This is a genomic window from Streptomyces sp. NPDC046977, assembly GCF_040644455.1.
Taxonomy (GTDB): domain Bacteria; phylum Actinomycetota; class Actinomycetes; order Streptomycetales; family Streptomycetaceae; genus Actinacidiphila.
The window spans coordinates 421,177-447,268 of sequence record NZ_JBEYWO010000002.1 but is presented as its reverse complement, the minus strand read 5'-3'; the positions used below and the strand labels follow the sequence as shown (position 1 = coordinate 447,268).

At 69.9% G+C, this 26,092-nt stretch carries 38 protein-coding genes; 11 read left to right on the top strand and 27 right to left on the bottom strand.

Annotation, left to right across the window (positions count from 1 at the left end; genetic code table 11):
* Nucleotides 1-49: 49 nt before the first annotated feature.
* The 12 genes from ABZ883_RS04635 to ABZ883_RS04580 all read right to left on the bottom strand — a co-directional run bounded on the left by ABZ883_RS04635 (nt 50) and on the right by ABZ883_RS04580 (nt 7,933).
* On the bottom strand, nt 50-244 hold the full coding sequence (locus ABZ883_RS04635; RefSeq protein WP_360901363.1) for a Hin recombinase: 195 nt from the start codon (nt 242-244) through the stop codon (nt 50-52).
* Entirely contained in the window at nt 241-915 is a 675-nt protein-coding gene (locus tag ABZ883_RS04630; protein WP_360901360.1) for a hypothetical protein, read from the bottom strand. The genes ABZ883_RS04635 and ABZ883_RS04630 overlap by 4 nt, the downstream gene beginning before the upstream one ends.
* Nucleotides 916-976: 61 nt before the next feature.
* On the bottom strand, nt 977-2,413 hold the full coding sequence (locus ABZ883_RS04625) for a glycosyltransferase (RefSeq protein ID WP_360901357.1): 1,437 nt from the start codon (nt 2,411-2,413) through the stop codon (nt 977-979).
* A gap of 28 nt (nt 2,414-2,441) precedes the next feature.
* A complete protein-coding gene (locus ABZ883_RS04620; RefSeq protein WP_360901354.1) occupies nt 2,442-2,882 on the bottom strand; it encodes a hypothetical protein in 441 nt (146 codons plus the stop codon).
* Nucleotides 2,879-3,163, bottom strand: coding sequence for a hypothetical protein (locus ABZ883_RS04615; protein WP_360901351.1), 285 nt, complete (start codon nt 3,161-3,163; stop codon nt 2,879-2,881). The genes ABZ883_RS04620 and ABZ883_RS04615 overlap by 4 nt, the downstream gene beginning before the upstream one ends.
* A gap of 40 nt (nt 3,164-3,203) precedes the next feature.
* Nucleotides 3,204-4,601 carry a hypothetical protein gene (locus ABZ883_RS04610; RefSeq protein WP_360901348.1) on the bottom strand — a complete coding sequence of 466 codons (1,398 nt, stop codon included), beginning with the start codon at nt 4,599-4,601 and terminating at the stop codon, nt 3,204-3,206.
* A 65-nt stretch (nt 4,602-4,666) separates the two neighbouring features.
* The gene (locus ABZ883_RS04605) at nt 4,667-4,942 is read right to left on the bottom strand and encodes a hypothetical protein (protein ID WP_360901345.1); all 276 of its coding nucleotides are present in this window, start codon (nt 4,940-4,942) and stop codon (nt 4,667-4,669) included.
* Nucleotides 4,943-5,007: 65 nt separating this feature from the next.
* Nucleotides 5,008-5,526, bottom strand: a complete 519-nt coding sequence (locus ABZ883_RS04600; RefSeq protein WP_360901343.1) for a single-stranded DNA-binding protein — start codon at nt 5,524-5,526, stop codon at nt 5,008-5,010.
* A gap of 10 nt (nt 5,527-5,536) precedes the next feature.
* Nucleotides 5,537-5,869: a hypothetical protein gene (locus ABZ883_RS04595; RefSeq protein WP_360901340.1), complete on the bottom strand. Its 333-nt coding sequence runs from the start codon at nt 5,867-5,869 to the stop codon at nt 5,537-5,539.
* Nucleotides 5,866-6,270 carry a hypothetical protein gene (locus tag ABZ883_RS04590; RefSeq protein WP_360901337.1) on the bottom strand — a complete coding sequence of 135 codons (405 nt, stop codon included), beginning with the start codon at nt 6,268-6,270 and terminating at the stop codon, nt 5,866-5,868. The genes ABZ883_RS04595 and ABZ883_RS04590 overlap by 4 nt, the downstream gene beginning before the upstream one ends.
* Nucleotides 6,267-6,680 carry a hypothetical protein gene (locus tag ABZ883_RS04585; protein ID WP_360901334.1) on the bottom strand — a complete coding sequence of 138 codons (414 nt, stop codon included), beginning with the start codon at nt 6,678-6,680 and terminating at the stop codon, nt 6,267-6,269. Before ABZ883_RS04585 ends, ABZ883_RS04590 begins: the two co-directional genes overlap by 4 nt.
* Nucleotides 6,677-7,933, bottom strand: a complete 1,257-nt coding sequence (locus tag ABZ883_RS04580) for a hypothetical protein (protein ID WP_360901331.1) — start codon at nt 7,931-7,933, stop codon at nt 6,677-6,679. Before ABZ883_RS04580 ends, ABZ883_RS04585 begins: the two co-directional genes overlap by 4 nt.
* Nucleotides 7,934-8,335: 402 nt before the next feature.
* Here ABZ883_RS04580 and ABZ883_RS04575 point away from each other — a divergent pair, with 402 nt between their 5' ends.
* On the top strand, nt 8,336-8,527 hold the full coding sequence (locus ABZ883_RS04575; RefSeq protein WP_360901328.1) for a hypothetical protein: 192 nt from the start codon (nt 8,336-8,338) through the stop codon (nt 8,525-8,527).
* Between the two features lie 2 nt (nt 8,528-8,529).
* On the opposite strand, the gene ABZ883_RS04570 is transcribed toward ABZ883_RS04575, so the two are convergent.
* The 14 genes from ABZ883_RS04570 to ABZ883_RS04505 all read right to left on the bottom strand — a co-directional run bounded on the left by ABZ883_RS04570 (nt 8,530) and on the right by ABZ883_RS04505 (nt 18,811).
* Nucleotides 8,530-8,847, bottom strand: a complete 318-nt coding sequence (locus ABZ883_RS04570) for a hypothetical protein (protein ID WP_360901325.1) — start codon at nt 8,845-8,847, stop codon at nt 8,530-8,532.
* Nucleotides 8,848-8,890: 43 nt separating this feature from the next.
* Nucleotides 8,891-9,364 carry a hypothetical protein gene (locus tag ABZ883_RS04565; RefSeq protein WP_360901322.1) on the bottom strand — a complete coding sequence of 158 codons (474 nt, stop codon included), beginning with the start codon at nt 9,362-9,364 and terminating at the stop codon, nt 8,891-8,893.
* 86 nt (nt 9,365-9,450) lie between these two features.
* Nucleotides 9,451-10,320, bottom strand: a complete 870-nt coding sequence (locus tag ABZ883_RS04560) for a DUF2303 family protein (protein WP_360901319.1) — start codon at nt 10,318-10,320, stop codon at nt 9,451-9,453.
* Nucleotides 10,321-10,326: 6 nt separating this feature from the next.
* Entirely contained in the window at nt 10,327-10,737 is a 411-nt protein-coding gene (locus ABZ883_RS04555) for a hypothetical protein (protein ID WP_360901316.1), read from the bottom strand.
* 78 nt (nt 10,738-10,815) lie between these two features.
* Complete coding sequence (locus ABZ883_RS04550) at nt 10,816-11,751, bottom strand: WhiB family transcriptional regulator (protein WP_360901308.1); 936 nt, start codon at nt 11,749-11,751, stop codon at nt 10,816-10,818.
* Complete coding sequence (locus ABZ883_RS04545; protein WP_360901306.1) at nt 11,751-13,223, bottom strand: UvrD-helicase domain-containing protein; 1,473 nt, start codon at nt 13,221-13,223, stop codon at nt 11,751-11,753. Before ABZ883_RS04545 ends, ABZ883_RS04550 begins: the two co-directional genes overlap by 1 nt.
* 93 nt (nt 13,224-13,316) lie before the next feature.
* Nucleotides 13,317-14,903 (bottom strand): AAA family ATPase, encoded by a 1,587-nt coding sequence (locus tag ABZ883_RS04540; protein WP_360901303.1) that lies wholly within the window; start codon nt 14,901-14,903, stop codon nt 13,317-13,319.
* Nucleotides 14,900-15,127: a hypothetical protein gene (locus ABZ883_RS04535; protein WP_360901300.1), complete on the bottom strand. Its 228-nt coding sequence runs from the start codon at nt 15,125-15,127 to the stop codon at nt 14,900-14,902. Before ABZ883_RS04535 ends, ABZ883_RS04540 begins: the two co-directional genes overlap by 4 nt.
* Nucleotides 15,124-15,525, bottom strand: a complete 402-nt coding sequence (locus ABZ883_RS04530; RefSeq protein ID WP_360901297.1) for a hypothetical protein — start codon at nt 15,523-15,525, stop codon at nt 15,124-15,126. The genes ABZ883_RS04535 and ABZ883_RS04530 overlap by 4 nt, the downstream gene beginning before the upstream one ends.
* 5 nt (nt 15,526-15,530) lie before the next feature.
* Nucleotides 15,531-16,442 carry a hypothetical protein gene (locus ABZ883_RS04525; protein ID WP_360901294.1) on the bottom strand — a complete coding sequence of 304 codons (912 nt, stop codon included), beginning with the start codon at nt 16,440-16,442 and terminating at the stop codon, nt 15,531-15,533.
* Nucleotides 16,442-16,681 (bottom strand): hypothetical protein, encoded by a 240-nt coding sequence (locus ABZ883_RS04520; protein ID WP_360901291.1) that lies wholly within the window; start codon nt 16,679-16,681, stop codon nt 16,442-16,444. Before ABZ883_RS04520 ends, ABZ883_RS04525 begins: the two co-directional genes overlap by 1 nt.
* Nucleotides 16,674-17,666, bottom strand: a complete 993-nt coding sequence (locus ABZ883_RS04515; RefSeq protein WP_360901288.1) for a BN159_2729 family protein — start codon at nt 17,664-17,666, stop codon at nt 16,674-16,676. Before ABZ883_RS04515 ends, ABZ883_RS04520 begins: the two co-directional genes overlap by 8 nt.
* Nucleotides 17,663-18,271 (bottom strand): sigma-70 family RNA polymerase sigma factor, encoded by a 609-nt coding sequence (locus tag ABZ883_RS04510; protein ID WP_360901285.1) that lies wholly within the window; start codon nt 18,269-18,271, stop codon nt 17,663-17,665. Before ABZ883_RS04510 ends, ABZ883_RS04515 begins: the two co-directional genes overlap by 4 nt.
* Before the next feature lie 93 nt (nt 18,272-18,364).
* Complete coding sequence (locus tag ABZ883_RS04505) at nt 18,365-18,811, bottom strand: helix-turn-helix transcriptional regulator (RefSeq protein WP_360901282.1); 447 nt, start codon at nt 18,809-18,811, stop codon at nt 18,365-18,367.
* A gap of 116 nt (nt 18,812-18,927) precedes the next feature.
* On the opposite strand from ABZ883_RS04505, the gene ABZ883_RS04500 reads away from it, so the two are divergent.
* From ABZ883_RS04500 to ABZ883_RS04465, 8 genes are all read left to right on the top strand, one after another.
* On the top strand, nt 18,928-19,563 hold the full coding sequence (locus ABZ883_RS04500) for a helix-turn-helix transcriptional regulator (protein ID WP_360901279.1): 636 nt from the start codon (nt 18,928-18,930) through the stop codon (nt 19,561-19,563).
* A 115-nt stretch (nt 19,564-19,678) separates the two neighbouring features.
* Nucleotides 19,679-20,098, top strand: a complete 420-nt coding sequence (locus ABZ883_RS04495; protein WP_360901276.1) for a hypothetical protein — start codon at nt 19,679-19,681, stop codon at nt 20,096-20,098.
* A gap of 257 nt (nt 20,099-20,355) precedes the next feature.
* On the top strand, nt 20,356-21,723 hold the full coding sequence (locus tag ABZ883_RS04490; RefSeq protein WP_360901273.1) for a hypothetical protein: 1,368 nt from the start codon (nt 20,356-20,358) through the stop codon (nt 21,721-21,723).
* 241 nt (nt 21,724-21,964) lie between these two features.
* Complete coding sequence (locus ABZ883_RS04485; protein ID WP_360901270.1) at nt 21,965-22,177, top strand: hypothetical protein; 213 nt, start codon at nt 21,965-21,967, stop codon at nt 22,175-22,177.
* 177 nt (nt 22,178-22,354) lie between these two features.
* Nucleotides 22,355-22,711 carry a hypothetical protein gene (locus tag ABZ883_RS04480; protein ID WP_360901267.1) on the top strand — a complete coding sequence of 119 codons (357 nt, stop codon included), beginning with the start codon at nt 22,355-22,357 and terminating at the stop codon, nt 22,709-22,711.
* A complete protein-coding gene (locus ABZ883_RS04475; RefSeq protein WP_360901264.1) occupies nt 22,708-23,088 on the top strand; it encodes a hypothetical protein in 381 nt (126 codons plus the stop codon). The genes ABZ883_RS04480 and ABZ883_RS04475 overlap by 4 nt, the downstream gene beginning before the upstream one ends.
* Nucleotides 23,089-23,352: 264 nt before the next feature.
* Nucleotides 23,353-24,024 (top strand): SMI1/KNR4 family protein, encoded by a 672-nt coding sequence (locus tag ABZ883_RS04470; protein WP_360901261.1) that lies wholly within the window; start codon nt 23,353-23,355, stop codon nt 24,022-24,024.
* A gap of 352 nt (nt 24,025-24,376) precedes the next feature.
* A complete protein-coding gene (locus ABZ883_RS04465) occupies nt 24,377-24,811 on the top strand; it encodes a hypothetical protein (protein ID WP_360901258.1) in 435 nt (144 codons plus the stop codon).
* A 108-nt stretch (nt 24,812-24,919) separates the two neighbouring features.
* On the opposite strand, the gene ABZ883_RS04460 is transcribed toward ABZ883_RS04465, so the two are convergent.
* Nucleotides 24,920-25,192 (bottom strand): hypothetical protein, encoded by a 273-nt coding sequence (locus ABZ883_RS04460; protein ID WP_360901255.1) that lies wholly within the window; start codon nt 25,190-25,192, stop codon nt 24,920-24,922.
* Nucleotides 25,193-25,262: 70 nt separating this feature from the next.
* On the opposite strand from ABZ883_RS04460, the gene ABZ883_RS04455 reads away from it, so the two are divergent.
* Both ABZ883_RS04455 and ABZ883_RS04450 read left to right on the top strand, forming a co-directional pair.
* Entirely contained in the window at nt 25,263-25,475 is a 213-nt protein-coding gene (locus ABZ883_RS04455; RefSeq protein ID WP_360901252.1) for a hypothetical protein, read from the top strand.
* Between the two features lie 121 nt (nt 25,476-25,596).
* Nucleotides 25,597-26,013, top strand: coding sequence for a hypothetical protein (locus tag ABZ883_RS04450; protein ID WP_360901249.1), 417 nt, complete (start codon nt 25,597-25,599; stop codon nt 26,011-26,013).
* Nucleotides 26,014-26,092 lie beyond the last annotated feature (79 nt).

Below are 26,092 nucleotides of genomic sequence, written 5' to 3'. Positions count from 1 at the left end.
CCCAGTGCATGAGGGGCGAGGCCTAGGGCCTCGCGGAGGGTCTTGTAGGTCAGCGGAAGTTGCGGATGGTGCCGGCGGCGACGCCGTACTCCAGGGCGAGGTCCATGGGCTCCTCGCCGTCGTCCAGGCGCCGGACGATCTCGTCGCGCTGCTCCGGCGTTAACTTGGCCGGCCGGAACAGCGGCGACGGACTGCGCTGGTCACCGCGCTCGTGCCACGCACGGGCTTCGGGAGTCGCCGTCACTTCGGGGCCGCCGGGGACTCTTCGCGCGCGATCCGGGCCAGCTGCTCCGTACCGTCCTCGACCTCGCGGGCCAGGCGGACGGCCTCCACGTACGGACCGTGGGTCAGCGCCAGGAGCGAGCGGCTCTTGGGGTCTGCGGTCTCGATGGCGGAGATCATGTGGCCGGCGTGTGAGCCGGGGCCATGGCCGTACCCGGTGTGTCCGTAGTGGGCGAGGACGTCGCGGGCGATCTGGGGTGTGATCGCGGTGGGGTCGGGTCGGTGGTGGCCGCGGAGGAGGCTGGCGGCGATGCGGGCGGCGACGGCCAGGGGGACGCCGTGCCAGGCGTAGAACTCTCCGTCGGGGGTGAGTTCGCGGATGGCGACGGCGTAGTGGTCGGGGTCTGTGCGGCGGGGCCGTACGAACTGGGTGGTGAGGGTGTGGTGGATGGCCCAGCGGAGGGCTTCGAAGGGGATGTCGTCGTCCGGGAGGGCGGTGTTGGCGATGAGGCCGGCCTGGATGGCAGCGCGGAGGTAGGCGCGGGCTTGGGTGCGGAGGAGTGGTTGTGCGTCGGCGAGGTCGTTCCAGGCGGGGCCGATGGGGAGGTCGTCGGCGTCGGGTACCTGGGTGCGGGCGATGGCCAGTTGGAGGATGCGGGGGTCGTCGTAGTCGACGTGGGGGATGCCGGGCATCTGTGGGTCTCCTCGTAGGTGTGGGGGCCGGGTCCGCCCGGTTGCTGCGGGCGGGCCGGGTTCAGCGGGTGCGGAGGTCGAGCTCGAGGGTTCGGGCGTCCAGGGGGTCGAGGAGCTTGTGCAGGGGGACGGTGTCGTCGTCGGCTCGGGCGGCCGGGATGAGGGGGATGGGTTCGGTGATCGCGTCGGCGTCGTATGCGGCGGGGGCCGGGGCGAAGGTGGGCGCGGCCGGCTCGGCGGTGGGGGCCTGTTCGGTGTGGTGGACTTCGGCGCCGTTCTGGCGGGTGCCCCAGCTGGTGGCGTGGAGGGTGGCGAGTGACCACAGGCGCAGGGGCAGGAGCAGGCCGAGGTTGAGCAGGGCGTAGAGGGGTGCGGCGGCGAAGGTGAGCAGCCGGTCCGGTTTGGGTACGCCGGGGGCGCGGCGGAGGTAGTGGACCGAGCGGATCCAGGCCATGACGCAGACCGCGAGCGCGTAGCCGGTGAGGATGTGCCAGCCGGCGGGGTGGACGACGGCGAGGACGAGCGTGGTGAGGAGGCCGGCGGTGAAGCCGATCCACGTGCCGACCTCGACGAGGTTGATCCACCAGAACGCGCGGGGGACGAAGCGGACCTGGGCGAGCAGGAGGACGCCTTCGCGGATGAAGGAGCGGCCCCAGCGGATCTGCTGGCGGACGTAGTGGCCGAGGTGCTCGGGGACGTCGGTGTAGCCGACGGCGGTGGGGGCGATGAGGGACTGGCCCTCGGTGAGGGCGTAGTAGGTGAGGCGGCGGTCGTCGCCGAAGGTCGCGGGGCGGCCGAGGAACTGCTGGTCGAGGAAGTCGTCGAGGTACTTGCGCATGACCCAGCCGCGGTAGAGGGCGAGGGAGCCGCAGGCGCAGAGGACGGAGCCGAGGCGGGAGTAGGCGACGCGTTCGCCGAGGAAGGCGTTGACGTACCGCATGTCGATCAGACGTGTGAGGAGGTTGACCGAGCGGTTGTGGGCGAGGACGAGTCCGGTGACGGCGTGAACGCGGCGTCGGGCCATGGGGCGGAGGAGCTGCTCGACGGCGTCGGGGCCGAGGATCGTGTCGGAGTCGACGGCGAGGTAGGCGTCGGCGGCCGGGGATTGCCGGAACGCGGCGGCCAGGCCGTGGCGCTTGCCGCGGTTGGCGGGGAAGCGGATGAAGGTGAGGGCGATGCCGGCCGTGTCGAAAGCCGTGCGCATCTGGTCGATGAGGGCGCTGGCGGAGTGGTCCGCGGAGCAGTCGTCGACGACGGTGAGGGAGTCGGGTCGGCGGGTCTGGGCGAGGACGGACTGCAGGCAGCGCCGCAGCATGGCGGGGTCTTCGTTGTAGACCGTGATCACACCGTGGACTGTCATGCCCATGGTGGGCTGTCGCCGTGTGCGGGGGCTGGAGCGCCAGGGCCTGGGGATGGGGGCGGAGAGCAGCAGCTTGGCGCCGAGGACGGCGCCGACGGTGTAGCCGTACCAGCCGAGGTGCAGGAGGGCGGCAAGCATGGTGGTCCTTCGGTCGGGTGGCGGGTGGTCAGATGCCGATAGCGGCGGCGACTGCGGCGAGGTGGTCGCGGCCGAGCTGGTCCTCGAGGTGGCGGGGCTCGACGCAGTCGTCCATGCCGCACTCGGGCCGTACGGGGCCCTGCGGGACCTGGCCGGTGCGTTCCTGGAAGGCGAGGACGGGCACGGAGTAGACGCGGCCGCTGTCGACGAGGCGGGCGACGCCGTCGGCGGTGGTGGTGCCGAGCCAGCGCAGGTGGCCGCCGTCGACGAGCTCGGTCTGCCTGCGCCAGAGGTCGGCAGTGGGGAGCGGTGGGGCCTGGCGGCGCCCTTGGAAGTGCGGGGCGATCCCGAGGGCCTCGCGGTGCCGGGCGACGGTGGTGAGGGAGGCGCCGACCTGGTGGGCGATCGCGCGGTTCGACAGGTTGGTGCCGCTCTCCAGGAGGCGGGCGATGTCGGCTCGGATCCTCACAGGGCACCGCCGTGGTTCCGGGCGAAGACTTCGAGGAGCTGCCCGCACAGGAAGCTGACGAGCGCGCCGAGCTCGTCGCGCTCCTGGTTGTGCTGGCGGGTCATCTCACGCATGCGCTCGCCGGCCTGGGTGTCGGCCGTGATGTACGCGCGGTGGGCCTCCTCGAGCGCCTGCTCGGTGGTGCCGAGCTTGGCCTTGGCGGTGAGGAGCTCTCCCTGCGTGGCCGCGAGTTCACGGCATGTGATCACGAGTTGGCGTGCCGTGGTGAGGAATCCGAGCATCGGGTACCCCCGGGGGTCGTGGTGTGGGTAGGGCGGGGTGTCAGTGGAGGCGCAGGACCCAGCGGTCCCGGGCGGTGTCGAACTCGACGGACTGCGGGCCGAGCGGGTTGGAGATCACGCCGATGGGGTCGAGGTGGTACGGCATGTCGACCTCGTGGAGGGCGTTGAGGCCGTCGACGAGGCGGGCCCAGGGGCTGGCTCCGGGGACCTCGTTGAGCCAGCGGGTGATGAGGTCGGCGAGCGCGCGGCCTTCCAGGGGCTCGCGGCGGTGGACGAGGATGCCGGCGAGCTCGTGCATCCGGTGGACCTGGGCGGCCTGCACGGTGGTCGGCGGGACGGGGGTGAGGACGGGCCACCAGTCGTCATCGCACGAGCCCTGGCGGTGCTTGCCGGGGCAGTTGCTCTCCCAGGTCACGGTGACCGGGAGCGGGCCCATCGCCAGGCCTTCGGCCCACACGTCAGAGGTGACGTCGACCGGGGGCTTGCCGCAGGCCTGGTGGATGACGGAGATGCTGCCGGCGTCGATGGTCAGGGTGTGTTCGCTGCCCTCGGCCTTCGGGCAGGCGCAGGCGTCGGGGCGGAGGTCCTCGGCGGCCTCCTCGGCGGCGGCGTCAAGGCGCTCGAGGAGTCGGATGCCGAGGGGCTTGGCGGCCTCGACGCGCAGGGCGTCGATGACGGGCTGGATGGCCTGCCGGGCGGCGACGGCGATTGCGGCCGGGGTGGCGTCGTGGCCCCACTGCTCGATCTCGCGGGCGAACTGGTCGAAGACGCGGACCTCGGGGTGCTCGTCCGCCGGCGGGAAACCGGGGGTGAGGGCGAGGTGGGAATCCTCCGGCTCCTGGACGACGTCGACGGTGACGGGGATCGGCGCCATGTACAGGGTGTCGCCGCTCGGCCAGGCCGTGTCGACCTCGCCGCCGCACGCTGCGTGCCGGAGCACGGGCTCGCTGCCGTTGAGCTCCAGGAGGTGGCGCGCGTCGCGGCTGGCACACGAGCAGGGGGGCAACGTTGTGGGGGCGGACGGGGCGGCGGCGGAGACTTCGAGGGCGCCGATGCCGGGACCGGCCACGACGACCGCCGTACCGTCGCCCGCGGCTGTGCTCTGGTCGTGCTCGGGGTGGTGGGCACCCCGCCACCGGATGATCATGTGGAAGCCCGAGTACGGTCCGTCGGGCATGCGCTTCTTGCTGACCTCGACGTTCGTCTCGTTCAAGGCCGGCTCGTGCCTGCCGTTGAGGGCAGCGGTGAAGATCTGGTCGGTGCCGCTGGGGCAGCGGTCCGGGTCATGGGCGGTGAGCCAGCCGTGGAGTTCGTGGTGGGTCCAGCCGTAGTAGTCCGCGGGGAGTTCGACCGTTTCGATGCCGGCGAGCTCGACGACGGGGCCGCTGGCGAAGGTGACGACGGCCGTGCCGTGTGAGCCGTGCGAGGTGGCGGTCATGAGGGTGGTGGCGCCTTTCGGTGCGGTGAGGGTGTGGTGTGCAGGCCCGAGGCCGGCGGGTGGGGTCAGTCGTCGGCGGGCGGCCGGTGAGGGGTCTCGATGCCCTGGCCGAACGCAGGCCGCCCGTAAGCGGCGACGACGCGCTTGAACTTCCTGCGGAGGTGGATCACGAGCGCGATGGTCTTGACGAGGCCGTAGCCCTCAAGGACCGCGAACATGGCCCAGAGGCTGGGGCCGTCACTCCCGCGCAGCCGCCAGATCCCTGCGGTGGCAGCGCCAATGACAGCCGCCTCCGCGAGGGAGATCGCAAACTTCCTGAGCTTCCTACGGTTCTTGATCATGAGAGTCCTCGGTCGGGTTGCCGGGGCTGCGCGGCCAGTCGCACCGACCGCGCAGCCGAGGGGCCTTAGAAGGGCGGCTCTTCGCTGTACGCGGTGCCGCCGCCGGAGTTGCCGCCGGTGGACCAGGGGTCGTCCGCGGGGGCGCCGCCCTGGGGCTGGCCGCCCCAGCCGGAGGACTGCTGCTGGCCGCCGTGGTTCTGCTGGCCGCCTCCGTCGCGCCGCGGCGTGCGGGTGACCTTGGCGACCGCGTACTTGAGCGATGCGCCGACCTCATAGGCATCGAGCTCGTAGACCGTGCGCTTGGTGCCGTCATCGGCGTCGTACGTCCGCTGGCCGAGGCGGCCTTGGACCATGACGCGCATGCCCTTCTGCAGGGATTCCGCGACGTTCTCGCCGAGTTCCCGCCAGGCCGAGCAGGTCAGGAACAGCGTCTGGCCCTCCTTCCACTCGTTGGCCTGCCGGTCGAAGATCCGCGGGGTGTTGGCGATGCGGAACTTGGCGACCGCGGCGCCGGAGGGCGTGAAGCGCAGTTCGGGGTCGTCGACGAGGTTGCCGATGACCGTGATGACGGTTTCGCCTGCCATCTGGGGGCTCCTACTCGGTTGGGGGGATGGTCAGCTGGTCGCCGAGGGCCTCGACGTGCGGGGTCCTGGCGGCCGGCTGGGTTCGTACGGCCTCGGCGTCCCGGGTGGGGTGGACGCCGGTGAGGGTCAGGCCGGCGATCGCGGCGCGGCAGGGCGCGCCGACGGGCTGGTGGCAGTCGGGGCACACGACGTGGGCGATGACCCAGGCCGCGCGGCGCTGTTCGTGCGTGCCGTCCCGCTTCTCGCGGGTGCCGCGCTGGTTGGTGCACAGGTCGCCCGCTTGCGCCTTGCACCAGGAGCACGCGATGGACAGCTCCGGCCAGCGGAGCGGGCGGCCGGTCACTGTTGCCTGCCCTGCGCGGCACGCGTGCGGGCGCTCTCGTAGCGGTCGCGGGCGGCGATGAACGCCTCGTCGGAGCCGCCCCGGTCCGGGTGCGCGTCGGCCATCGCCTTGCGCAGCTCGGACAGCGACAGCGGCTCCGCGCGGCCGGGGATCTCCGGCGGCTGCAGGTGCAGACGGCGCCGCGTGTAGCCGTGGTAGATCTCCCCGTCGGCCTCGATCTGCTGGCGGTCGACGCAGCCGGTCCTGCCGTTGAGGTACGTGAAGTAGATCCGCTTGCCGGTCTTCCTCGTGACCGGGTGGGCGAGGACCTCGTACTTGCCGAGGGGGCCGTCGTCCCAGTTGGCGTCCCACAGCTCGTACAGGAACTCTTCAGGTGCCGGCTGCGGCTGCGGCTGTGTCATGTCACCGGGCCCTTCGTGAGGCGGACCGGGTTGCGGGCATTGAGGACCCGGGCGACGGCGACCCCGCCGTACACGGCGATGGCCTGCTGCTCTCCGAGCTCCTCGATGGCGGCCGCGACGACCTCTGCGGGGACGTCCGTGTTGTCCGCGCGGGCGGCCAGGCCCCGGCGCTGCAGGCAGATCAGGCACCCTCCGTCAGTGCCTGGCTCCACCGGCCCGTTCGGGTGCTGGCGGCAGGTCGTGGTCGGCGCCGCGGTGTCGGCGTCGGCGACCAGGCCCAGGGCCCGCTGCAGGTCCTCGCGGATCTGCTGCAGCTGCTCGCTCGTCGCGGTGACGGGCGCCAGCTGCTCGCCGTAGGAGCCGAGGACGCGCAGGGCGCGGCCGAGGTCGGCGACCCGGGCGCGGTTCACGCCCCGCTCCCTGCGGCCGCGCCGTCCTCGCGGCAGTCGATGCAGATGCCGTCGGCGGGGAGCGACCGGGACGGGCGCTCACAGCCCTGGCACGTCCGCATGGGCTGCGAGGGGGCGGCTGCGGGGCGGCCGGGTGGCAGTGTGGCGGCCGCGCCCGGTACGGGCGTCAGGAAGGCTCCCTGGAGGGGCTGCTGGGCCCTGTGGGACCGGTCCTCGGCCTCCCGCTCGCACGTCCGGCAGTCGGTGCCGTCGTCGATGTCGCGGCCGTCGTCGCAGCGGGGCGAGGTGCAGGCGCCGCGGCGGACCAGGACGACGGCGACGCCGACGGGGTGGAGCAGGCCAGTACCGCCGCCGTCGGTGTCGTCGGCGAGGTCGTAGCCGTGCAGGCGCCACCGGCGGGCGATCCGCTCGGCCATGGCCTCCAGGCCCATGCCGCGGCGGAGCTCGGCGGCGATGGCGTCGACGACGGCGCCGGGCACCGGGTCCGGCAGCCGTCGTGTCAGCGCTGCCGGGAGGGCGGAGATGACCTGGCCGATACCGCGGGGGGTCGCATCGGATGCGGGCTGCTTGTCCGACGCGGCGAAGCCGCCGGCAGAGCCGCCCTCACTACCGGTACTAGGCCTACGGCCGTCACCAGATGTCTTCGTCTCTGTCTTCTTCTCTGTCTTCTTAATAGACGTACCGCTCCCCGGTGTACCGGTGACCGGTGTGCCCGTGACCGACGTGCCGGTCACCGGACGGTCCGCATCCGGTACCTCGGAGTGACCTGCGGTTTCTTCAGACGGACGTACCGCATCCGGTACCTCGGTCCGGGGGGCGGGGATCGACGGGGGTACCGCTTCCGGTCCGTCGGCGTCACCAGCGCCTTCGCCCTCCAACCGGGGTGCCGCTTCCGGTACGTCGGTGACGGGGGTACCGCTTCCGGTACCCCGGTGCTTCTGGGGGACGTCGTAGACAGTGATGACGGTGACGAACAGGCCACCCTCGCCGCGCTCGCGGGACCGGACGAGGTAGCCGGCCTCCTCGAGTTCGGCGAAGGCGTTCCGCAGCAGGCGGCGGCCCTCGCCGCGCGTACCGCGCAGCTGGCGGGCGCGCTTGGACAGGTCGTCGGCCGTGGTCTGCCAGCCGTCGGGACGGCTGAGCAGTTCCGCCAGGACCCCGCGGGCGACGTACCCGAGGGCGTCGTCACGGAGGGTCTCGTTAGGGAGGATCGTGAAGTCCCGCTTGGGGTCGGAGCGCCGGATTTTCAGCACGGCGCCTCGCAGAGGGTCCCGCCGTACAGCTCGAGGCGATCGACGACGACTCCGGGTGTTGCACCAGGAAGCTGAATCACGGTCGTGCTTTCTGAGGTCGTGGACTGGGGCATCGACGGCGGCGCTTGAGACCGCTGCCGCGGCACCGAATGGGCCGGTCATGCGCGTGGAGTCCCCCCTCTGCTCTGGGCAGGGCAAACCAGGCCCCCTACGGGGCGTGCGTGTCGGGATGTTGCGCGGGCCGCGAAATGGGCGCGACTCATCGCGCGTACCGCAGGAAGAAATGCCTGATGAAGCAGCCTTTACTGCTACTCCGTGTACGTACAGGACTCTAGCGACCGTGTACGTACACGGCAAGCACATCCGGAATCGGCGTGTAAGTACACGGGATACCCTCAGGCCATGGCGCCGCGAGAGACTCACACCACCGCACGCCCCGTACGCATCCCCGATGACGACTGGGCCGACTTCGGCGCGCTCGTGGGCGATCGCGAACGCTCCCGCTTGATCCGCGAGTTCATCCGCTGGCAGCTGCGCCGCAAGGGGGCCAAGCTCCCCGAGCGGCCGCCCGCCCCTGCGGACGCCGACAGTTGACGTCACCGGCCGGCCCTCCGCCCGGCCTCGGCGGCCTGCGCCGCCCGGTACCCCTCCTGCGTGGAGCGCCGCTTACCGCTGGCGACCGCGCGCTCATCGATGAGCGCGGAGGCAGCCTGCGGCGTAGGCGTGGCCCAGGCGTGCGCCGGCCATCCCGGCCCGGCGGGAACCTCCGGCCGCCCGCGCAGGGCCGCCGGAGTGTGCAGCGGGCAGCGGCGCCCGATGACGTAGAGACGGACGCCCTGGGCCTCGGCACAGAACTCCCCCGCCGTGCCCACCCAGTGACCACAGGCCGCATCCGGCCGGTGCTGCGTGCCCACAGGTCCTCCTCTCGTCGTACGGGCGCCGAGGCTCGCCGGTTGGCTACCTGCTGGGGGTGGTCACCGAGGGGGCGTTGCCGACGCCGGAGATGAGCGGGACGCCGCCGGCACCGCTCGGGATGTAGATGACCGAGCTGTTCTTGCCGCTGCGGGCGATCTCCTGCAGCGTCTCGGTCATCTCGTGCTGCACGTACAGCGGCGTCAGGGTCTTGGCGATGACGTCCTGGGCCTCGCGAACGCCGCGGGCGTTCTCCAGCCGGATCTGAGCCTGCTGGCGGGCAACTTGGACCCGCTGCTCCTGGTTGCGGATCTGGATCGCCGTGACGCGTACCTGGTTGTCCGCGTGGATCCGGGCGATGCTCGCCTGGTTCTTGGCGTCGGCCATGTCCTGGCCACGCTGGAAGGCCTTGGCGCCGCCGATGAGGCCGATCACGGCGCCGGCAAAGAGGACCAGGGCGAGGATGGCCACGCCGACGTAGGCGGTGAGCCGGGCGGGAGTGGGGTCGCGGTACGGCATGGTGGTGCCTTTCGGTGAGGGTTGCTGAGGGGTGCCGGTGCGCGGCGTGGAGCGAAGACGCTGCGCACCGGCGGTGTGGGGGCGCGTCAGGCGCGGATGGGGCTGCCGTTGAGGACGGGGCGGCCGACGCCGGTCTCCGCGTGCTCCAGGGCGGTGCGGGTGTCGGTGAAGGCCTCGGCGAGAACCTCGGCCGGACGGTCCAGGCGGAAGCCGAGCTTGAGCTGATCGCCTTCCAGGCGGTACCGGAAGCGCGCGGTGATCTGGAATGCCTCCGCGGACCCCTCGAAGGGCCGGATGCCGAGGGTGATGGTGGCGGGGATGTCCAGCTCTCCCTTGCCGCCAGCCTTGGCCTTGGTCTCCTCGTTGAAGGTCAAGCGGGTGTCGCCGTTGGTGAGGCGGTTGCCCGAGGAGAAGGCCGTCTTGGAGACGGCGTGGAAGGTCTGAGCGATCTCCAGCATGGTGGCGCCAGCCGGCTTGACGATGTCGGGGAGGTTGTCCTCGATGTGCTCGGCGAACGTCTTCTGGTCCAGGAGGCGCCCGTCGAGGTCCTGCCAGGCCTTCCAGGCATCGGTCTTGCGGAGGGCGAGGACTAGGCGGTGACCGCCCCACCGCGCTTCTCCTGCTGTATTGGCGTCGAGGACGGCGGTGATCGTGAAGGCGTTGCCGTCGCCGTAGACCTCACTGCTGTCGTCCGCGTGCTTCTTGAAGTACTCGACGAAGGAGGGAATGTCGTGGACGGTCACGGTGCCGGACTTCCGGCGTGGGGTGTCGCGGTACTGGTCGCCGGTGAGGTCGATGGTCTGGAGCTTGCCGTCGCCGAGAGCGAGAACGTGGTATCCGCCGAGCTCGAGCTTGTGGGGTCCTGCGGCGGCTTGGGCGACGTCGATGACGGCCTGGGTGCCGTCGGCCTTGCCTTGGAGTTGCACGCCGTAGGTCGAGTACTCGTGTGTGGGCATGGCTGGTTACGCCCTCTTCCTGGTGCGGAGGCTGTCGATGGAGGCGGGGGCCGCGGCCTCGACCTCGCGCAGCTCGACGAGCGGGAGCTGCTTCGGGTCGGTCCGGGAGAGGTTGCCGTCGTGGCCGACGAAGAAGATCGTCTTGGGGCGGGCGGCCTGGGGCACCTTGGCGGTGATGGTGTCCGTGATGGTCACGGTGCCGTCGGCGCCCGAGATGGGCTTCACCTCGAAGGAGATGGCGATCTTCCCGCCGCGGCCGGTCACCTGGACCGCCTCGATGAGGTCGTGGAGCCGGCGGGACATCTCGGCGTGCGTCTGGCCGCCGGACATCTCACGGAGGACATCGGAGAACGGCCGGATCTCCACGGCGTCCTGGGCCTCGTCGTCGGTGTCGGTCGGTGGAGCAGTGCTGGACACGTGGGTCCTTCCTTGGGGATCGGTGTGTTGCAGGGGCGGTGTGCGGCCGCGACAGGGAGGCGCGGCCGCACACCGGGGTCAGGAGGGCGCCAGGGCCTGGGCGTTGAGACAGCGCGGGCAGCGCGGTTCGCCGAGGAGTTGGTGCCGGCGGAATCCGAGGGCGGTGCCGTGTTCCTCCGGCATGGCGCGGCCGGTCTCGAGGTCGTGGCGTTCGCCGCCGTCCAGGCCGCCGCGGATGCCGGTGCGCTCGGTGCGCTCGCTGCCGCGTTCGGCGGTCATGGCGTGCTCGAGGCATTCCGCCCGTACGGCGCACAGGGTGTTGCAGACGGAGCGGGCGGCGTGGGCCTGCTCCTGTTCCGGGCTGGTGACTCCCGGGGTCTCCCAGAGGGCTGCGGTTGATCCCTGGCATGCCGCGCGCGTCGTCCACTCCGCCGTGCCATCCATGGCGCGCGGCTTCTCGGTGTTGCGCGGCCGGGGAGCGTCTCGGCACCGTGTACAGCACTGGACGCCGTCGGGCTTGAGGTGGCCGAAGACGCGCTGGTTGTGGCCCTGGGCGCAGGTCGCGGGCGGCGGCCGCCGTCCCGCGGCCTCGCGGACCTTGGCGCGGGCGTCATCACGCATGCGCCGGTCAGTGAGGTGTGTGGACTCCAGGCACCGCGGACGGCCGCACGAGGCCTTGACGTTGCCGACCGGCTGCCGACCGTGCCCGAGTTCGAAGGCGACGCGGGATGCGAGCAGCCACTGGCCGCGGAGCTTGACGATCGGATGGCCGTTGCGGACGGTGCCGCTCCAGCCGATGTGACCGGCGTCCTCGTGGACAGCGTGAAAGTCGAGGGCCTCCTGCACACTGGCGCCGGCGGGTCGTTCCGACTTCTGCGGCTGCGGGACGCCCATCTGGGCGCGCCACTTCTTCACGGTCTTGGGGTCCATCCGGAGCCGCAGCCCGATGGCGTGGTCGGTCAGGCCCTCGGCCATGCACTTCGCGGCGTCTTCGCGGCTGCGGTAGGCGTCCATCAGTCGCTCACCACGTTGACTGTGTGGACCCAGGAGAGAGCATCGGCGTCCAGGCCCCGGCGGGCCCGTGTCACGGCGACGTACGCGAGGCGTGCCTCTTCGCGGCGCAGGGTGATGTGGCCGGTCTGGGCGTCGGGGCGCGGGGCCTTGAAGTCGCCGTGGATACGGACGTAGTCCCATTCGCGGCCCTTGGCCTTGTGGGCGGTGGAGATGACGAGATCGGCCTTCTTCTCGTCGATCAGGCTGTCGGCGGCCGAGAGGATCGCGGCGGTGCCGTGTTCGTCGATCAGGTCGACGAGGACTTTGAGGCTGTTGTCCTCCTCGTTGGCGTACTCGCGTACTGCGGTCCAGGACGGGAATGCCATGAACTCCGGGTGGTCGGTGGGGCGTCCGGCCTGGAGGGCTTCTGCGGCCCAGGCGAGGCGTCGCAGGTCGTCGCGGCCGCCGACCATGGCCACCTTGACGCCGTCGTCGAGCGCTTCGAGGAGGAGGCCCATGGCGCCGGCGTTCGTCCGGCAGAGCACGGCGTCCGGGGCGTCGACCGGGCCGACGCTGGAGTCGCAGGCGTCCCAGCCGGTGAGGCGCAGGGGGGCGTTGATCAGGCGGAGCCACAGGTTCGCCTGGCTGGCGATCGCCGGGCCGAATCGGAAGCTCTGCGACAAGGTCAATTCGGGGGCGTTGAGCTGCTGGACGAACTTGCTCAGCGCGTCGTTGGCCCCGCGCCAGGAGTAGATCTGCTGGGCAGAGTCCCCGACCGCGATGCGCTGTGCATGGTGCTGCGCCAGCAGTACCGAGGACAGGACATCGTTGGTGTCCTGGGCCTCGTCGAGGAGGACGACGTCGGCCGGGAGACGCGGCCGGCCGAGTGCCCACCGCTTCAGGTAGTAGTCGTGGGTGTACTTGAGGACGCCGTCGGCGCTGATGATGTCCTGCCAGGCGGCGGCTGCGACGGGCATGACGAGCTCGAGGAGCGCGCCGCGCGTCTCGGGCTTGTCCAGGCCGTCGATGTGGGGGACGTGGTGGTCCGTGATCTCCGGGTCGGCGGAGTAGCAGAACCGCTCCACTGTCCGGAGTGCCACACGCATGATCACCTTGGTGACCATCGGCGTGATCATCCCCATGTCGTTCTTGATCGTGGGGACAGCACCGAGGATGCCGAGAACAGCACGGACATCGAGCGCATCGGCGGCGTCTTTGGCCGTCTGCCGCGGACGGTTGATACGCGGCAGGAAGCACGGGGCGAAAGCCAGCCCATGGCCGGTCTTGCAGGTCACGTTCCCTGGGAAGGACCGGGCGGCCTCGGACGCGATGGACTTGTTGTAAGCGACGTACAGCATCCGACGCCGCGAGTCGGATCGGGCCGTCATCTCGAGAGTCGAGCTCTTGCCACAACCCGCACCGGCCTGGAGAACGAGATCGACGCCGTCGCCATAAGTGTCGATGGCAGTGGTCTGCTCTGTTGTGGGGTTCATGAGGGTGGGTCTCCTGCAGGTGAGGGTGCGGGGCCCCGGGGGGTTGGGCGGTGAGGTCCGGGACCGGCCCCCGGAGCCCCGCAGTCGGTGGGGTCAGGCGGCCTTGGCGGTCGTGCCGCCGGTGGAGGCCTGGGCCCGCTGCAGGAGGGTGTTGAGGCGGTCGCGCAGCTGGTCCGCGCTCGCGGCCGAGAACAGGGCGGTGAGCAGCTGCTCGGCTTCGCCGTACGTGAGGTCGTTGAGGCGCTCGGGTCGCTGGCGCTCGAGGAGGAGGCCGGCGGCGGTCAGACGGCGGCCGCGGTTCTCGTCGCCGCCCATGTCGAGCTGGGCGAACAGGTTGTTGATGTTGCGGAGCTGGGGCGGGGCGGACGGGCCGTCCGGGTCGGGGACCGCGTTGACGGGGCTGCCGTCGTCGGGGTCGGCTGCGGTGCCGGTGCCGTCGTGCTCCGTTCGTTCGCGGTCGTCCATGACTGCCGCTGCTGCGGCCTCGACGTCCGGGTGGCCCGAGGAGGCCGCGAGCGCCAGCTCGTGGTCCGTCAGCTGGCGCCCGGTGCCCTCTGCGTCGTTGCCCTTGTCGCCGTCCTGGCCGGATTGCTGCCCCGTGGCGCCCTGGGAAGCGGGGCGGACGGGAGCCAGCTCCTTGCCCCGGCGGACGATGACGTCCAGGAGCGAGACGGGGCTCCCATCCTCGGCACGACCGGCCGGGACCCCGCCCCATCCGCCCTGCTGCGCGCGGCGGTGGAACGTGAGAGCCCCCTCGTACGTGAGGCCTTCGGCGTCGAGCATGCCGAGGACGATCTCCACCAGACGCTCCGTCATGAGGGCGTTGAGCGTGGTGGGGGCCCCGGTTCCGGGGTGCAGGACTCCCCTGCTCTGCAGGCCGCGCCGGGTCGCGTCGGCGTCGAGGCCGAGGACGCCGTCGAGGGTGAGCTCGGCGTCGGTGATGGCGTCCATGATGCGCTCGACGGGGTCCACGCCCTGGCCGAGGTGCTCCAGGATCGCGTCGGCCATCTCCTCGCCCGGGTGGTGGACGGTGAGGCCGTCGAGTGCCTGGTACCTGGTCTTGGTCACCGTGCCGGTGCCCTTGACCATGTCGATGATCAGGCCGAGTTCGTACTCTGCGCCCTCGCGTTGGATGGTCTTCACGCCCACCTTGGTGACCGTGCGCCCTTCCATCTCGTAATCGGTCTTGGTGCGCATGGTCACGAGGACGTGGCCGGGGTAATTCAGCAGGGCGTCGAGCATCTCCTGCTCGAGCGGGTTGACCGCGCCCCAGGCGGTGTAGGAGCCGCCACGGTGCTCGGGCTTGCGCGACTCCTCGTCGACGCGCTGGAGGAGGCCGCCCCGGCCCGCCCAGAAGTGCGACCAGGAGTCGAGCCCGAGCACGACGATTCCGGCCTGTTTGGCCGCTTCGACAGCGGCGATGAGGTTCTCCGGGCTGCAGATGTTCATCGGCAGGTGTTCGAAGTCGTAGCCGCCGAGGTCCGGGCGTCCGGGCACCTTTGCGTACGTGAGGGCGGAGTCGCGCTCGGTGTCGATAAGGCCGATAGGACCACCGTTGGCGAGGCGCGTGGCCATGCGCAGCAGGGTCAGGGTCTTGCCGGAGCCGGCCGGGCCCTGGATGCCGATGCGGGCGAGGGCACGTTCCCGGGTGGCGGGGGCGAAAGTGAAGGTCGCGGTCATCGTTGCCTCTTCGGGTGGTGCGGGCCGCCGCCGTGGCGGGGGCGGGGGATGAACGTGAGGAGGGGGCGGCGCAGGCCGCCGGAGGAGGGGTGCCGGCGGACGGCCGCGGTGACCTCGGGGCTCTGCGGCGTCTCTGTGCGGGGGGACTTGCGACGCAGGCTGTGGAGCCACCCGGTGATGGCCTCGGCGAACAGGTCGAGGACGAGGTCGATGAAGAAGTTCATGCGTCCTCTCCGTCCAGAACGTCACCGGTCTCCCAGGCGTCGAGGCAGCGGGCCAGCTGGTCTGCGAGGACCCATCGCTCCTCGGAGTGCGGCACCTCCCGCTCCCCCGTCAGCAGCAGTGCGGCCGCTGCGGCGATCACCTTGGGCGCGGCCAAGGTCTCGACGGGGAGCAGCTGGCTGTCGCCCGTGGTCGGGTCGTCGCGGCGCCAGCCGGTGATGTGCGACCAGACCAGGCGCAGGCCTCGGGGCAAGGCGGGCGAGCGGTCCCACCGGATGGTGGTGAAGAGTTCCTGGCCGCTGGTGACGGTCACGCTCATGACGTCGGGTGCCACGCACGCATTGCCGAACTCACCGTGGAGCGCGTCGGCGTAGCCGATGTGCGGGTAGACCGCGCTCATCTGCATCACCGGTCACCGCCTGCTGCGATGAAGTCGGCGACGTCGCCCCAGCGGTCCGATACCGCCTGCAGGAGACGGCGCTGCCGCTCCATGTCATCGGTGGAACGGGCCCAGACGTCCGCGTCGCGGTACGTCCAGATCTCGTCCTCGATGAGTCGGTCAAGATTGGCTGGGTCGAGGGCGTCGAGCTCCCAGCTGCTGGAGCCGAAGCGGCTGATGTAGCCGTCCGCCCTCGAGTCCGTGAGCTTTGCCGGGTTCGGCGGGGGCTGGTGCTCTTCGACCTGCTCCATGGTCAGGGCGATGCGGACGACCTTCGTCCGTGCGCCGAATAGCGCCAGGCGCTCCCGGATGTCCCGGGTCATGTCGACGCCGGAGGGGTCGTGGTCGCCAAGGTGGATGACGATGGGCTCCTGACCCCGGTCTACGTAGCCGCGGAGACGCTGGGCTGCACCCCAGAGCTCGGACTGCGAGGCGTAGCCGCGACAGGAGAAGTAGTCGACGTCGGAGCGTTCACATACTCCCGCGATGACACCGACGAGGGCGTCCTTCTCGATCCAGACCTCGACGCGGTGGGGCTGGTCGGCCCACCGGTCCGTCCGGTACTGGGCGGCGACGGAGTCGACGATGTGCTCCGGGTTCGCCCAGTGGGTTAGGCCGCGCAGGTTGCGGGTGCGGTCGACGATGAAGTTCCAGTCGAGGAGGCCGGCCAGCCGCGCATCGTTGATGACGTCCCCGAGACGCTTGTACTCGCTCTGCTTGTTGGGGAGCACGTCGCGGGCGACGAACTGGTAGTAGAGCTGGCGGAGGGTGAGGTCGAAGCCCTGTCGGGCGTAGGCCCGGCAGATCTCGTCGGCCTTGGCGATGAGCTCCTGGCGTGCTGAGGAGAACTTCTTCGGGACGTAGGTGATGAGCGGCATCAGCTCTCGCCTCCATCCGCCGGCGGGGCAACGGTGTAGGCGTGGCGGCCGCGGGCCTCGATCTGGACGAGGTCGCCGCGGCGGACGAGCGCGCGGAGGTCCTGGCGGGCGGTGTCGCGGCTGCCGCCGTAGCCGAGGGAGGCGCTGTAGGTGGCGGCGCGGACGCGGCCCCAGTTGCCGCCGGTGCGGCGGATCTCTTCCAGAAGCGCGGTGCGGCGGGGTGTGGTGGTGTCAGGCATCGTCGTCACCGCCCGGGATGAGGCCGGCGGCGTCGAGGCCGATGAGGGCGACGGTCACGCCGTCGCGCGTGCCGGTGGCAGACGCGGTGGTGTCGTCGTAGGTGATGCGGTCGGGCTGGATACCGAAGGCGTCGAGCCACCAGCTCCAGGCCTCTGTGGTCTGCGGGCGGACGGTGACCTTGAGGGCGGCCTGGCCCATGACCGCGAACCCGTCGATGCCCGCGGCCCGGGGCATGTTCCCGAGGCGGAGGGCGAGCTCTCCGGCGGGGGACATCTCCTGGGCGGGGCCGTCGGCGTCGGTGTCGTCCCGCTCGTCGGCGGGGGGCTGCTCGTCGGTCGCGGGCTGTTCCCCGGTGTAGGAGCGGATGCCGACACCGCGGGCGACGTCGTCGAGGCGGGCCACCGCGCCGGTGTCGGCGTCGGCGATCAGCGGCGTGCCGTCGTGTGCCCACTCGCCGGTGTGCTCCCAGGTGCCGCCGGTCGCGTCGACCAGCTGCTCGGAGAGGTCGTACAGGCGGTGGTTGACCCAGACCGGGTGGCGGGCGGTGTCGGCGGCCTGGGTGACCAGCTCGGCCACGGTCGTGGACTGCAGCCGGATCTGGGCACCGTTCCAGGTGCCGTCGGCCACGGCGAGGAGGCCGCCGTCCTCTCCGGCGATGTACCGGTCGGTGACGTCCGGGAAGGTCTGCAGCCAGCGGAACCACTGGGACAGGCTCGTGATGTCCAGGGTGATGACGACGCGGTCGCGGTCCTGGGAGATGGAGGTGACGTCGTCGCGGTTCGAGTACCAGTCGGTGAGGGCTGCTGTGCCTCGCTCGGCCTTGATGAGCGCGGTGTCCCAGGCGACGGCTTCGGCCTCCAGCGTGGTCGCGCTCTGGGGCGGTTCCTCGGCCGGCGTCTTGATGGCGATGGGCGCGACCGGCAGGAGCGCCGCGCCCACGCCGGTACGCATCAACCTGCTGACGAGACCCTGGGCGAGGATCATGCCACCGCCTCCAGGCTGCGCCGCAGGGTGTGGCCCATGGCTCGGATGGCGCGGTACTGGAGGGTCTTGACCGCGCCCTGCGTGAGTTTCATGGCCGCGGCGGTCTCGTCCACCGTGAAGTCGCGGAAGAAGCGGTAGTAGATGCACTCCCTCTGCCTGGGGATGAGGCTTTGGACAGCAGTCCGGACCACCCGCGCGCGAGCGGTGACGACGTAGGCATCGGCCACGTCGGCGACGCATTCGGCCAACGCGATCTCGATGTCGGTCATGTCGTCATGGACGACCTCTACCTTGGTGCGCTTGACCTTGAAGTGGTCGGCGATCAGGTTCCGGGAGATGGTGATGACCCAGGCGGTGAAACCGCCGCCTTGCCAGGTGAAACGGGCGATGTTCCGGAGGGCGCGAACGAAGGTCTCGCTGGCGATGTCCTCGGCGAGCGCCTCGTCCTTGCCGACGCGGTAGTAGACGAAGCGAAACACCGCGGCGTGGTTGTCGTTGTACAGGACGCCGAAGGCTTCGAGGTCCCCGGTGCGGGCACGGTCGACGAGTTCGCGCTCGACGCTGTTGTCGAGGCGTGTGGCCTGGGGGCTAGCCTGTGTGATCAAGGCCGTCCTCGCTTTCTGGGTTCAGAGGATTGGTCGTGCGAGGGGTCGTCCCGCTGCTTGGCGGTGGTCGGGACGGCCCTGCGGTCTGCAGGTTCAGGCGCGACGGTGCTTGTAGACGGGCACCGCAGAGGCCTCGTTGATCTCGCGGATGTCGGCGGCGGTGAACTGGACCCGCTTGCCGTTCGCGTTGCGATGGGGGATCTCGCGCCGGTACGCCTTCTCGCGCAGGGTCCGCGGCCGGTACGGGGTGTACACAGCGGCTTCGTCTGGCGAGTAGATGCGGTTGTCGTCCAGCTCCGGTAGTTCGCCGGTCTCGGTCGGCGCGATGGGTGTCGCGATCGGTCCGAGCACCAGGAGGCTTGGGGCCACGTCCAGAACTGATGCGATCTGAACGAGGCGATCCCCGGCCACCTTGGCGATCTGTCCCCGCTCGACCTTGCCGAGGTAACTGAAGTCACATCCGACCAGGTCAGCGAGGAGTCGAAGGCTGATACGACGCTTCTTGCGGAGATCCCGGATGGCGTCACCATTCGGTCTCACGCCACAAAACGTAGCTCTTTGTGGCCCACTCAGCAAGCGTTGTGGCCCACTTAACGCCACTTTTTATGGCGTGCGCCACTTTGTGGATCTTTTGCAGCACGGTTGCCGTACGCCCCATGCGCCCCAGCGAGCGCTGTTTTGATGCGTGTGCGCTGGCCGAACGGCCGGAAGTGACCTTTTTGATGGCACGCCGATGGGGCATGATGGGCCACATGACGTTGGACTGGAAGGCTCTCGGACGTGAGCTCGCGGCACGTCGGAACATCCTTGGCCTCAGCCAGGAGGAGGCGGCCGCGCACATTGGTGCGTCGCGTGGGCCGATCCAGACCATCGAACGTGGCGTGGAGCGCAAGAAGGTCACCGCCACCATGCGCACCTACGCCCGCCTGCTGGGATGGACCGACGACAGCATCGAGGCGGTCATCGCCGGCGGGAAGCCGACCATCCGGCCCGACGCCATAAGCCCCCAGGGAGACCCCCAGGGTGCCGGCGGGTCGACCGGGGACGGCAGCGTGCTCGACGAGCTGCCCCTGCGAATCCAGGCCGAACTGGGCGAGGGGCGGTTTTTGGACGCCCGGTCCCTGTCCCTGGAGGCTTACGGCGCCAAGGGTGCGCGCGCCGTCATCATCGTGCGCGCCGCGCCGGGCGCCTCCGCGGCTGAGCAGCACCGGGCCTTGGAGGCGTGGAGACAGGCCGAGGCCGACATGGAACGGATGGGGGACGTGACTCCGGACGACAGACCGGAGGCATAGTCCGAAAATCCCTGTTCGTCACATATCCACAAGGGGGCCACATTTGGCTCAATGATGTGGTTGCATAGCCCAACACCGTGATCGGGGGCCACTTGATCCTGGTTTTGGGGGACACATGCGTGTTTACGTTCTCCGCGTCCCCGGCAGTGAACTGCCGGACGGAGTACCACTCACCTTCACCGACGAGGGCGATGACGTCGTCATCCGCATCGACGAGTTGGAGATCAGCGACGAGGACGCCGCACTCCTCGCCGAGGCGTTGACGGACCTGGCACAGGGCTGGGACAAGCCGCCTCCGGAGGAGGTCGGCACGTGGGTCCGCGTGACTGTCCACGTCTACCGCGTAGACCTGCCCAAGGGCGTCGAGGTCTTCCTCGAGGACGACGAAACGCCGTCGTCGCACTGGTACTTCGACAAGGGCATTTACAGCCGTCGCGTCACGCAGGCGATCTACGACGAGCTGGTCAAGCGCTCCATGACATGGCGGCGCCGCAGTACTCGCGATCTACCCCCGTGCGTCGGGGCCAACGGCTGACCACAGCTGGACGGAGAGGCTGCGGTCGCGCTGCTGGCCTGGGCGATCCGCAGGAACACTCCGCAAAGTGAGGTCAGACATGGCACACGTACAGAAAATCAACAGCCGCACGCCCGAGGGCCGCCCCAGCTGGCGCGTGCGATTCCGCCGCAGCGACGGCGCATGGGGATCGCTCCACGGATTCCGCAGCAGGGCCGCGGCACACCAGGCCGGCGTGGACGCAGAAGCGGCCACGGCTCCCACCGCGGGAGCGTGACGTGGCGTACGCGGAGAAGAGGGTCAGCACCGCCAAGGGATCGAAGGGCAAGGTGTCATGGCGGGCCCGCTACAAACGCCCGGACGGGGTCTGGGGGTCCGAGCCAGGATTCCCGTCGAAACGTCTCGCGGAACAGTGGGGCGAGGAGCAAGAGGCCGCGATCCGGAAGGGAACCTGGATCGACCCGGAGCTCATGCGGAAGCATTTCGGGGTCTGGGCGAGAGAGTTCATGAAGGCCCGCCCGAAGCGCGGCAGGACCAACACCCGGCGCTGGGAGTACCTCGAGCAGTACATCTTCCCCCAGTGGCAACACACACCGCTGATCGCCATCAGCTGGTTCGACGTCGAGAGCTGGTCGCGGACACTGCCGTGCGATGACGTCACCATCGGTCACGTCGTGTCGTTCATGTCGACCGTGATGACTGGGGCCGTCGATGCCAAGCACCTGCTCGTCAACCCCCTCTTCGGGCGCCGGCGTACGGAGAAGAAGAAGCCGGCCAGGCCGAAGAAGTCGGCGGAGGACAAGGTCGTGCCCGCCGAGATCGTCCTCCAGGTCGCCGACCGGCTGGGGCCGGCAAACGGTCTGGCAGTCATCGCGACCGCGTTCCTCGGTCCGCGTCTGGGTGAGCTGTTCGGTCTTCACCGTGACAACGCGCTCAAGACGCGTCGACAGCAGGACGACGGCGGTTGGTTCGAGTGCCCAATCATCCGGATCGATCCGGACGTGGGCGAGCTGGCGGAGTACGACGAGCGCGATGAGGAGGGCAACAAGCTCGGCACCGTCCTGCGGCTGGAGCCGCCCAAGAGCGAGGCCGGTGAGCGAGGTATCGACGTGCCGCCGTTCCTCGCTCTGCTCCTGGCTATTCACAAGGCGGACTGGCCGCACCCGATCCTTTTCTGCACGCCGTCCGGCACGTTCTGGCGGCGGAACAACTGGGGTCGCATCCTGCGGCCGGCAGCGGACGGCAGGCCGGAGCGCAAGAAGCGCCGCGGTGTCTCGGCCCGCGCGGCATGGGCGCCGCTCATGCCGGGGATGACGATGCGGGACCTGCGGCACACGCATGACTCGTGGCAGGAGCAGATCGGCGTCAAGGAGCCGCTGGCGTACGAGTCCGCGGGGCACAAGCGCAAGGGGATCAAGGCGGTCTACCAGCATCCGACCCCGGAGATGCGGCGGGAGCGGCTCGACGGCCTGCAGCAGATCTACGAGGACGCCATGGCGAACCTGGGGTGGACGACGCTGTGGGGACGGGTCGACCTGGCGAAGCGGCGCCCCGAAAATGATCTCCCCAATATCGCCCAGATGATCTCCAGGGGAGCCCGGGGGCGGCGGCAGGCGCTGCAAAAGTACAGGTCAGTGGCCGGGTAGCGCGTGCCCGGGTTTCAAATGAGGGCCAGTCTCCTAAAGCGGGTGTCGCAGGTTCGAATCCTGCCTGGGGCACATTGGCGAAGGGCCAGTTCAGGGGCTTGGTCCCCCGGAACTGGCCCTTTCTTGCGACGTCCGCCGTGCGAGTCCGCAGCCCGCACTCCTCGCACTCGTTTGCCGGCACAGGAGACGTTCGTCCCGGGTGCGTCAGTCGCCCCCAAGAGGCGAGCAGCGACGGATGCAAATGACCATGTCGGTAGTGCGCATGGCGACAGCAACGTTGGCCACATGGGCTGTGCTGATCGTGCTCCTGCTTGCGCCGGCGCCTCTGCCGGAGCACTGGCGCTACTACATCTACTCGCCGGCGAGCGTGGGGTTGTGGATGCTGACGATGGTCGTCGCGCCCTTTGTGATCTGCACCGTCACATGGCAATGGATCAGAACGGGTGGCACGTAAGGGCACCCGAGTCGCCGCAAGCTCACGGGCCCCGATCTCTCACTCCCTGGCAGTCCAGCCCGTAGCCTCTCCGCACCGGCCGCGCGTACAGTGCCGCTCCACCGGGGGACGGCTCTACCGGTGTCTTCCGAGGCATCACGGACAGGGCGGAACGCTCACATTCGGGAAGTGATGAGAATGAGCGGGGATATCAGTGTCTCCGAGGAATACGTGTGGACCACTTCCTCCGGAATGTTCTGGTGGATCGTCGAGCACCTAAAGGAACGGGTCACCAACCAGTCCGTCTGGGCATGCGCCGACAAGGACGGGTTCGAGGTGCTGAAGGACTTCCGGGTGTACCGTCTCCCGGAGCCCGGCCGCCGCGAGGTACTGCGCGTCTTGGCCCAAGACCTCCCGTCGGCCTACGGGGCATGGGCACGTGAGCACACTTCGCTGTCCGAGGCGCAGGTGGTCGGCGCGGTCCACAACCTGGAGATCCTGGCCATGATGGCCACCGAGATGCTGCGGGAACGGGACAACGGGAGCGCGGGGTGAAGTTCTACAGCGTCTCCATCTCTCCCGAATACGGCTGGCTCATGTATTCCGGCAGGGAGCCGATGTTCAACCTGATCGTCGACATACTCCGCGAAGAGCTGCCCGCACCCGGGGAACTCACGATCGTTCCCCGCCAAGACGGTCCCGGTGACGGCGGTCTCCACCTCAACCTGTTGGCCTTGCCGGCCGACCGGTACCGGACGGCACTCGAGATACTCGCCGACGGAACGATTCCCAGGGCACGCGCGGCGCTCTACGACGGCGAACTCATCTCCGTCTATCCCCATCGGGAGTGGGGCGACGATCGAGTCAAGGCGCTGGGGGACATCAAGACGGTGGCACTGATCGCGAGGAACGTGCTGGCCCGGATGGGCTGACCCGTCTGCCGGGGGCCGCCCGGTTCGGGTTGCTGCTGCACGGGGTCCCCGGCTGTCCCTGCAGCAGCCAGAGGGCGAGCTGCCGGCGGCACAGAGCAACCGTCCGATGGGACGAGCAGACCTCGCCGTCGCGCCCGTGCATGCCCATCGCAGGGAACAGCGGTGGCGGGACCGCATCGTCTCGGGTCAGTGTCCGCCCGTCCAAGACTTGGTTCGCAGCCTGAGGATGCGGGTAGCCGCGCTCGACCGCTGAAAGGAGGAGCCATGGAGACGCAAGCAAGCTGGTCGGGAGTCCGGGAGCGCGTGATCGCAGTGGTGGAGGCCGAGCGTCGATCACAAGGCAGGGACTCCTCTCAGGACCCGGTCTTCGAGCCTGTCCTGACGGCCGCCGAGATCGCTGAGGTCGAGGCGCAGTACGGCACCGAACTCCCCGACGAGTACCGCACGTTCTTGGCAGAGGTCGGCGCCGGCGGGCCCGGACCCGCACTCGAGTTGGCGTCGTTGCGCCGGGTCGACGGCACATGGGGGTGGGTCTGGGCGGGGTGCGATCCCATGGTGCTGGACCCGAGCGGGCCGTTCGTCGAGACCGAAGAATGGGCCGACCGCCAGATGGATACTCTGCGTGCTGCCGGGTACGAGCCCACGATCCGTGACGTTGAAGACGACTACCTGGACGATTACCGCAAGGCCTTCGGGGCCGCTGGAGAATCGGACTGGTTTGAGGAACGTGTGCGGGGCGCGATCCTCATCAGCGACAACGGATGCGGGATGAGCGGCTGGCTCATCGTCGTCGGCCCGAACCGCGGGGAGCTCCGAGACCGGGCCTGCGGGGGCAACCCGCCCTTCGAGCCGTACGTCGATGCGCGCGGAAACCGGCACACCTTCCGCACCTGGTATCTCGAATGGCTCGAGCAACGCGAGCGGGGGGATCGCTGATCCTGGCACGTCCTGGGCTCCATGGACCGCAAACGCAGGGTGCCGACAGGCCCCGGACCGATTGCGGTCCGCGGCCTTTGACATTCACTTTCGACATCGATGGCAGCGTCGATGGGAGCCGTCGCGCTGGTCATCCGCCTGCTGTGTCGGGCCCCATAACCACTGGCCGCCGAGCGATGCTCATGTGACACGATGCGGCCCGACTCACAAGGGGTCGCCACGCTCGCGGACGCGATCTTCGGAGCGGAAGCCACCGTGCCCGGTCCGGTCTCGTGGCGGTGAGGACCGCACTCCGTCAGCGGGTGTCGGGGTTGGAATCCTGCACGAGAAATCGGGGCCGTAACGTGCACTCATGCGCTACTTGGCCGAGTCCTTCATCGCCGGGGCCTTGAGAAGGGGGCGTTCGGTTGAGCAGTTCCTCGGGCCGATCGGTTCGCCCGAGCGTCTTGGGGTCGCCTATGTCGAGGTCCGGCCGACGAAGGCGGCCTACGAGATCTACGTCCACGCCGTCGAGGACGTCGGACACGCGGCCTTCTGCGATCTGGTGGAGTTCCCACCGTTCGACGTGGAGGACGAGGAAGAGGCTTTCGGTCGCCTCCTTGCCGTCGCCGAGGACCCACAGGCCGCGCTGGCGACCGCCGAGAAGGAAACGGGAGCACTCCGCACACGATGGGTGAACCAGGGCCTCGTGCAGGACGAATACTGGGACTTCGTGCGGGCAGGTAGGCCCAGCGTCATGGCTCCGGACGGGCGGCCGTGGCCCAGCGGCCCGACGACATCCCGATGAGCTGACACGTGGACACCCCCGGATCCGCGTCCCCTGTCGGTTCGCGATGCGGTCCCCAGGCCGCGGAGCACTGACAACGGACCCTCAATGCGGGCTCACGTACCGGCTTTATTCGTCCTCGGTCATGCCGATGGCGAAGGGGAAGGACACCAGGAACTCGCGGCGTGCAGGGTCGGGTTCCGCTTCGGCCAGGTCCGACAGGGCCCGCAGGAATCGTGTGCGTTGGTCTGCGGGCAGTTGGAGCAGCACCCAGCCGATGGTTTCCATCGTCTTCACCGCGGAGTCGGGATCCACTTCCTCGTCCCCGCAGCTCTCCAGCCAGTGAACGACGTCCACGAGCAGTCCGGTGAGCACCGGGACGAGCGGGTCCATGTCGGTCATCCGTGCAACTTAACCGCCCCCTGCGACACTCGTGTCCCGCCGACGGCAAGTGCCATGGAAGAAGGACACAGTGATCGCTTTGGGCCGGGCCGTGTACGACCTCGCGTTCGGGGTCGCCATGCTGCTGGTGGCGTGCGACGTCCGCCACCTCGCGCGGCGCATCCACCGGCGCATGCCGACCCGTGTCGTCAGGCCCGTCCTGTTGCGGGTGATGGCCGCTGGTGCCGGTACCGCGGGCGTGGTGGTCGGGGGCGTCCGGCTGGTGTCCGCGCTCGGTGGCTGAGGCGCACCGGCGTGCTCCGCGCGGGTGAAGGGGGGACCGGGGCCGCGCGGTGCGGCGCGCCGTTTCCGCCGGGGCGCGGATACTCCTGCGGGTTCCGCGTGGCCCGAGGAGAGGTGCGGCGATGTCCCTGCGTGACACGGTCGAGGCCGAGGTGCGTGCGTGGTACGACGCCTACGTCGGGACGTTCGTGGGTCTGGCCCGGGGCGAGCGCACCGACACCGAGGCACTGCTCGGCTTCTACGGCGCCCCCATGGTCGTGGTCAGCGACGGCGACCACAAGGTGCTGCCGACCCGCGCCGCCACGCTGGAGTTCGCGACCGGCACGATCGACGCCCTGACGCGGGCCGGCTACACCGGGTCGGAGATCTCCCACTTGACCGTCCACGCGGTCGCGACCGGCGCCGCCTTCATCGAGGGCGAGTTCTCACGCCACGGCCGCGAGGGGCGGGAGTTCGGGGCCGGCACCGGCGCGTACCTGGCGGTCAGGACTGCGGAGGGCTGGCGGTTCGCCTCGTTCATCAGCAACACGCGGCTGTAGGGCCGCACCCGCAACCCCGGGGCGGCCGGGACGTCGTAGCGGATGACGGGTTCCGTCATCCCACGCGACGACACGAGGC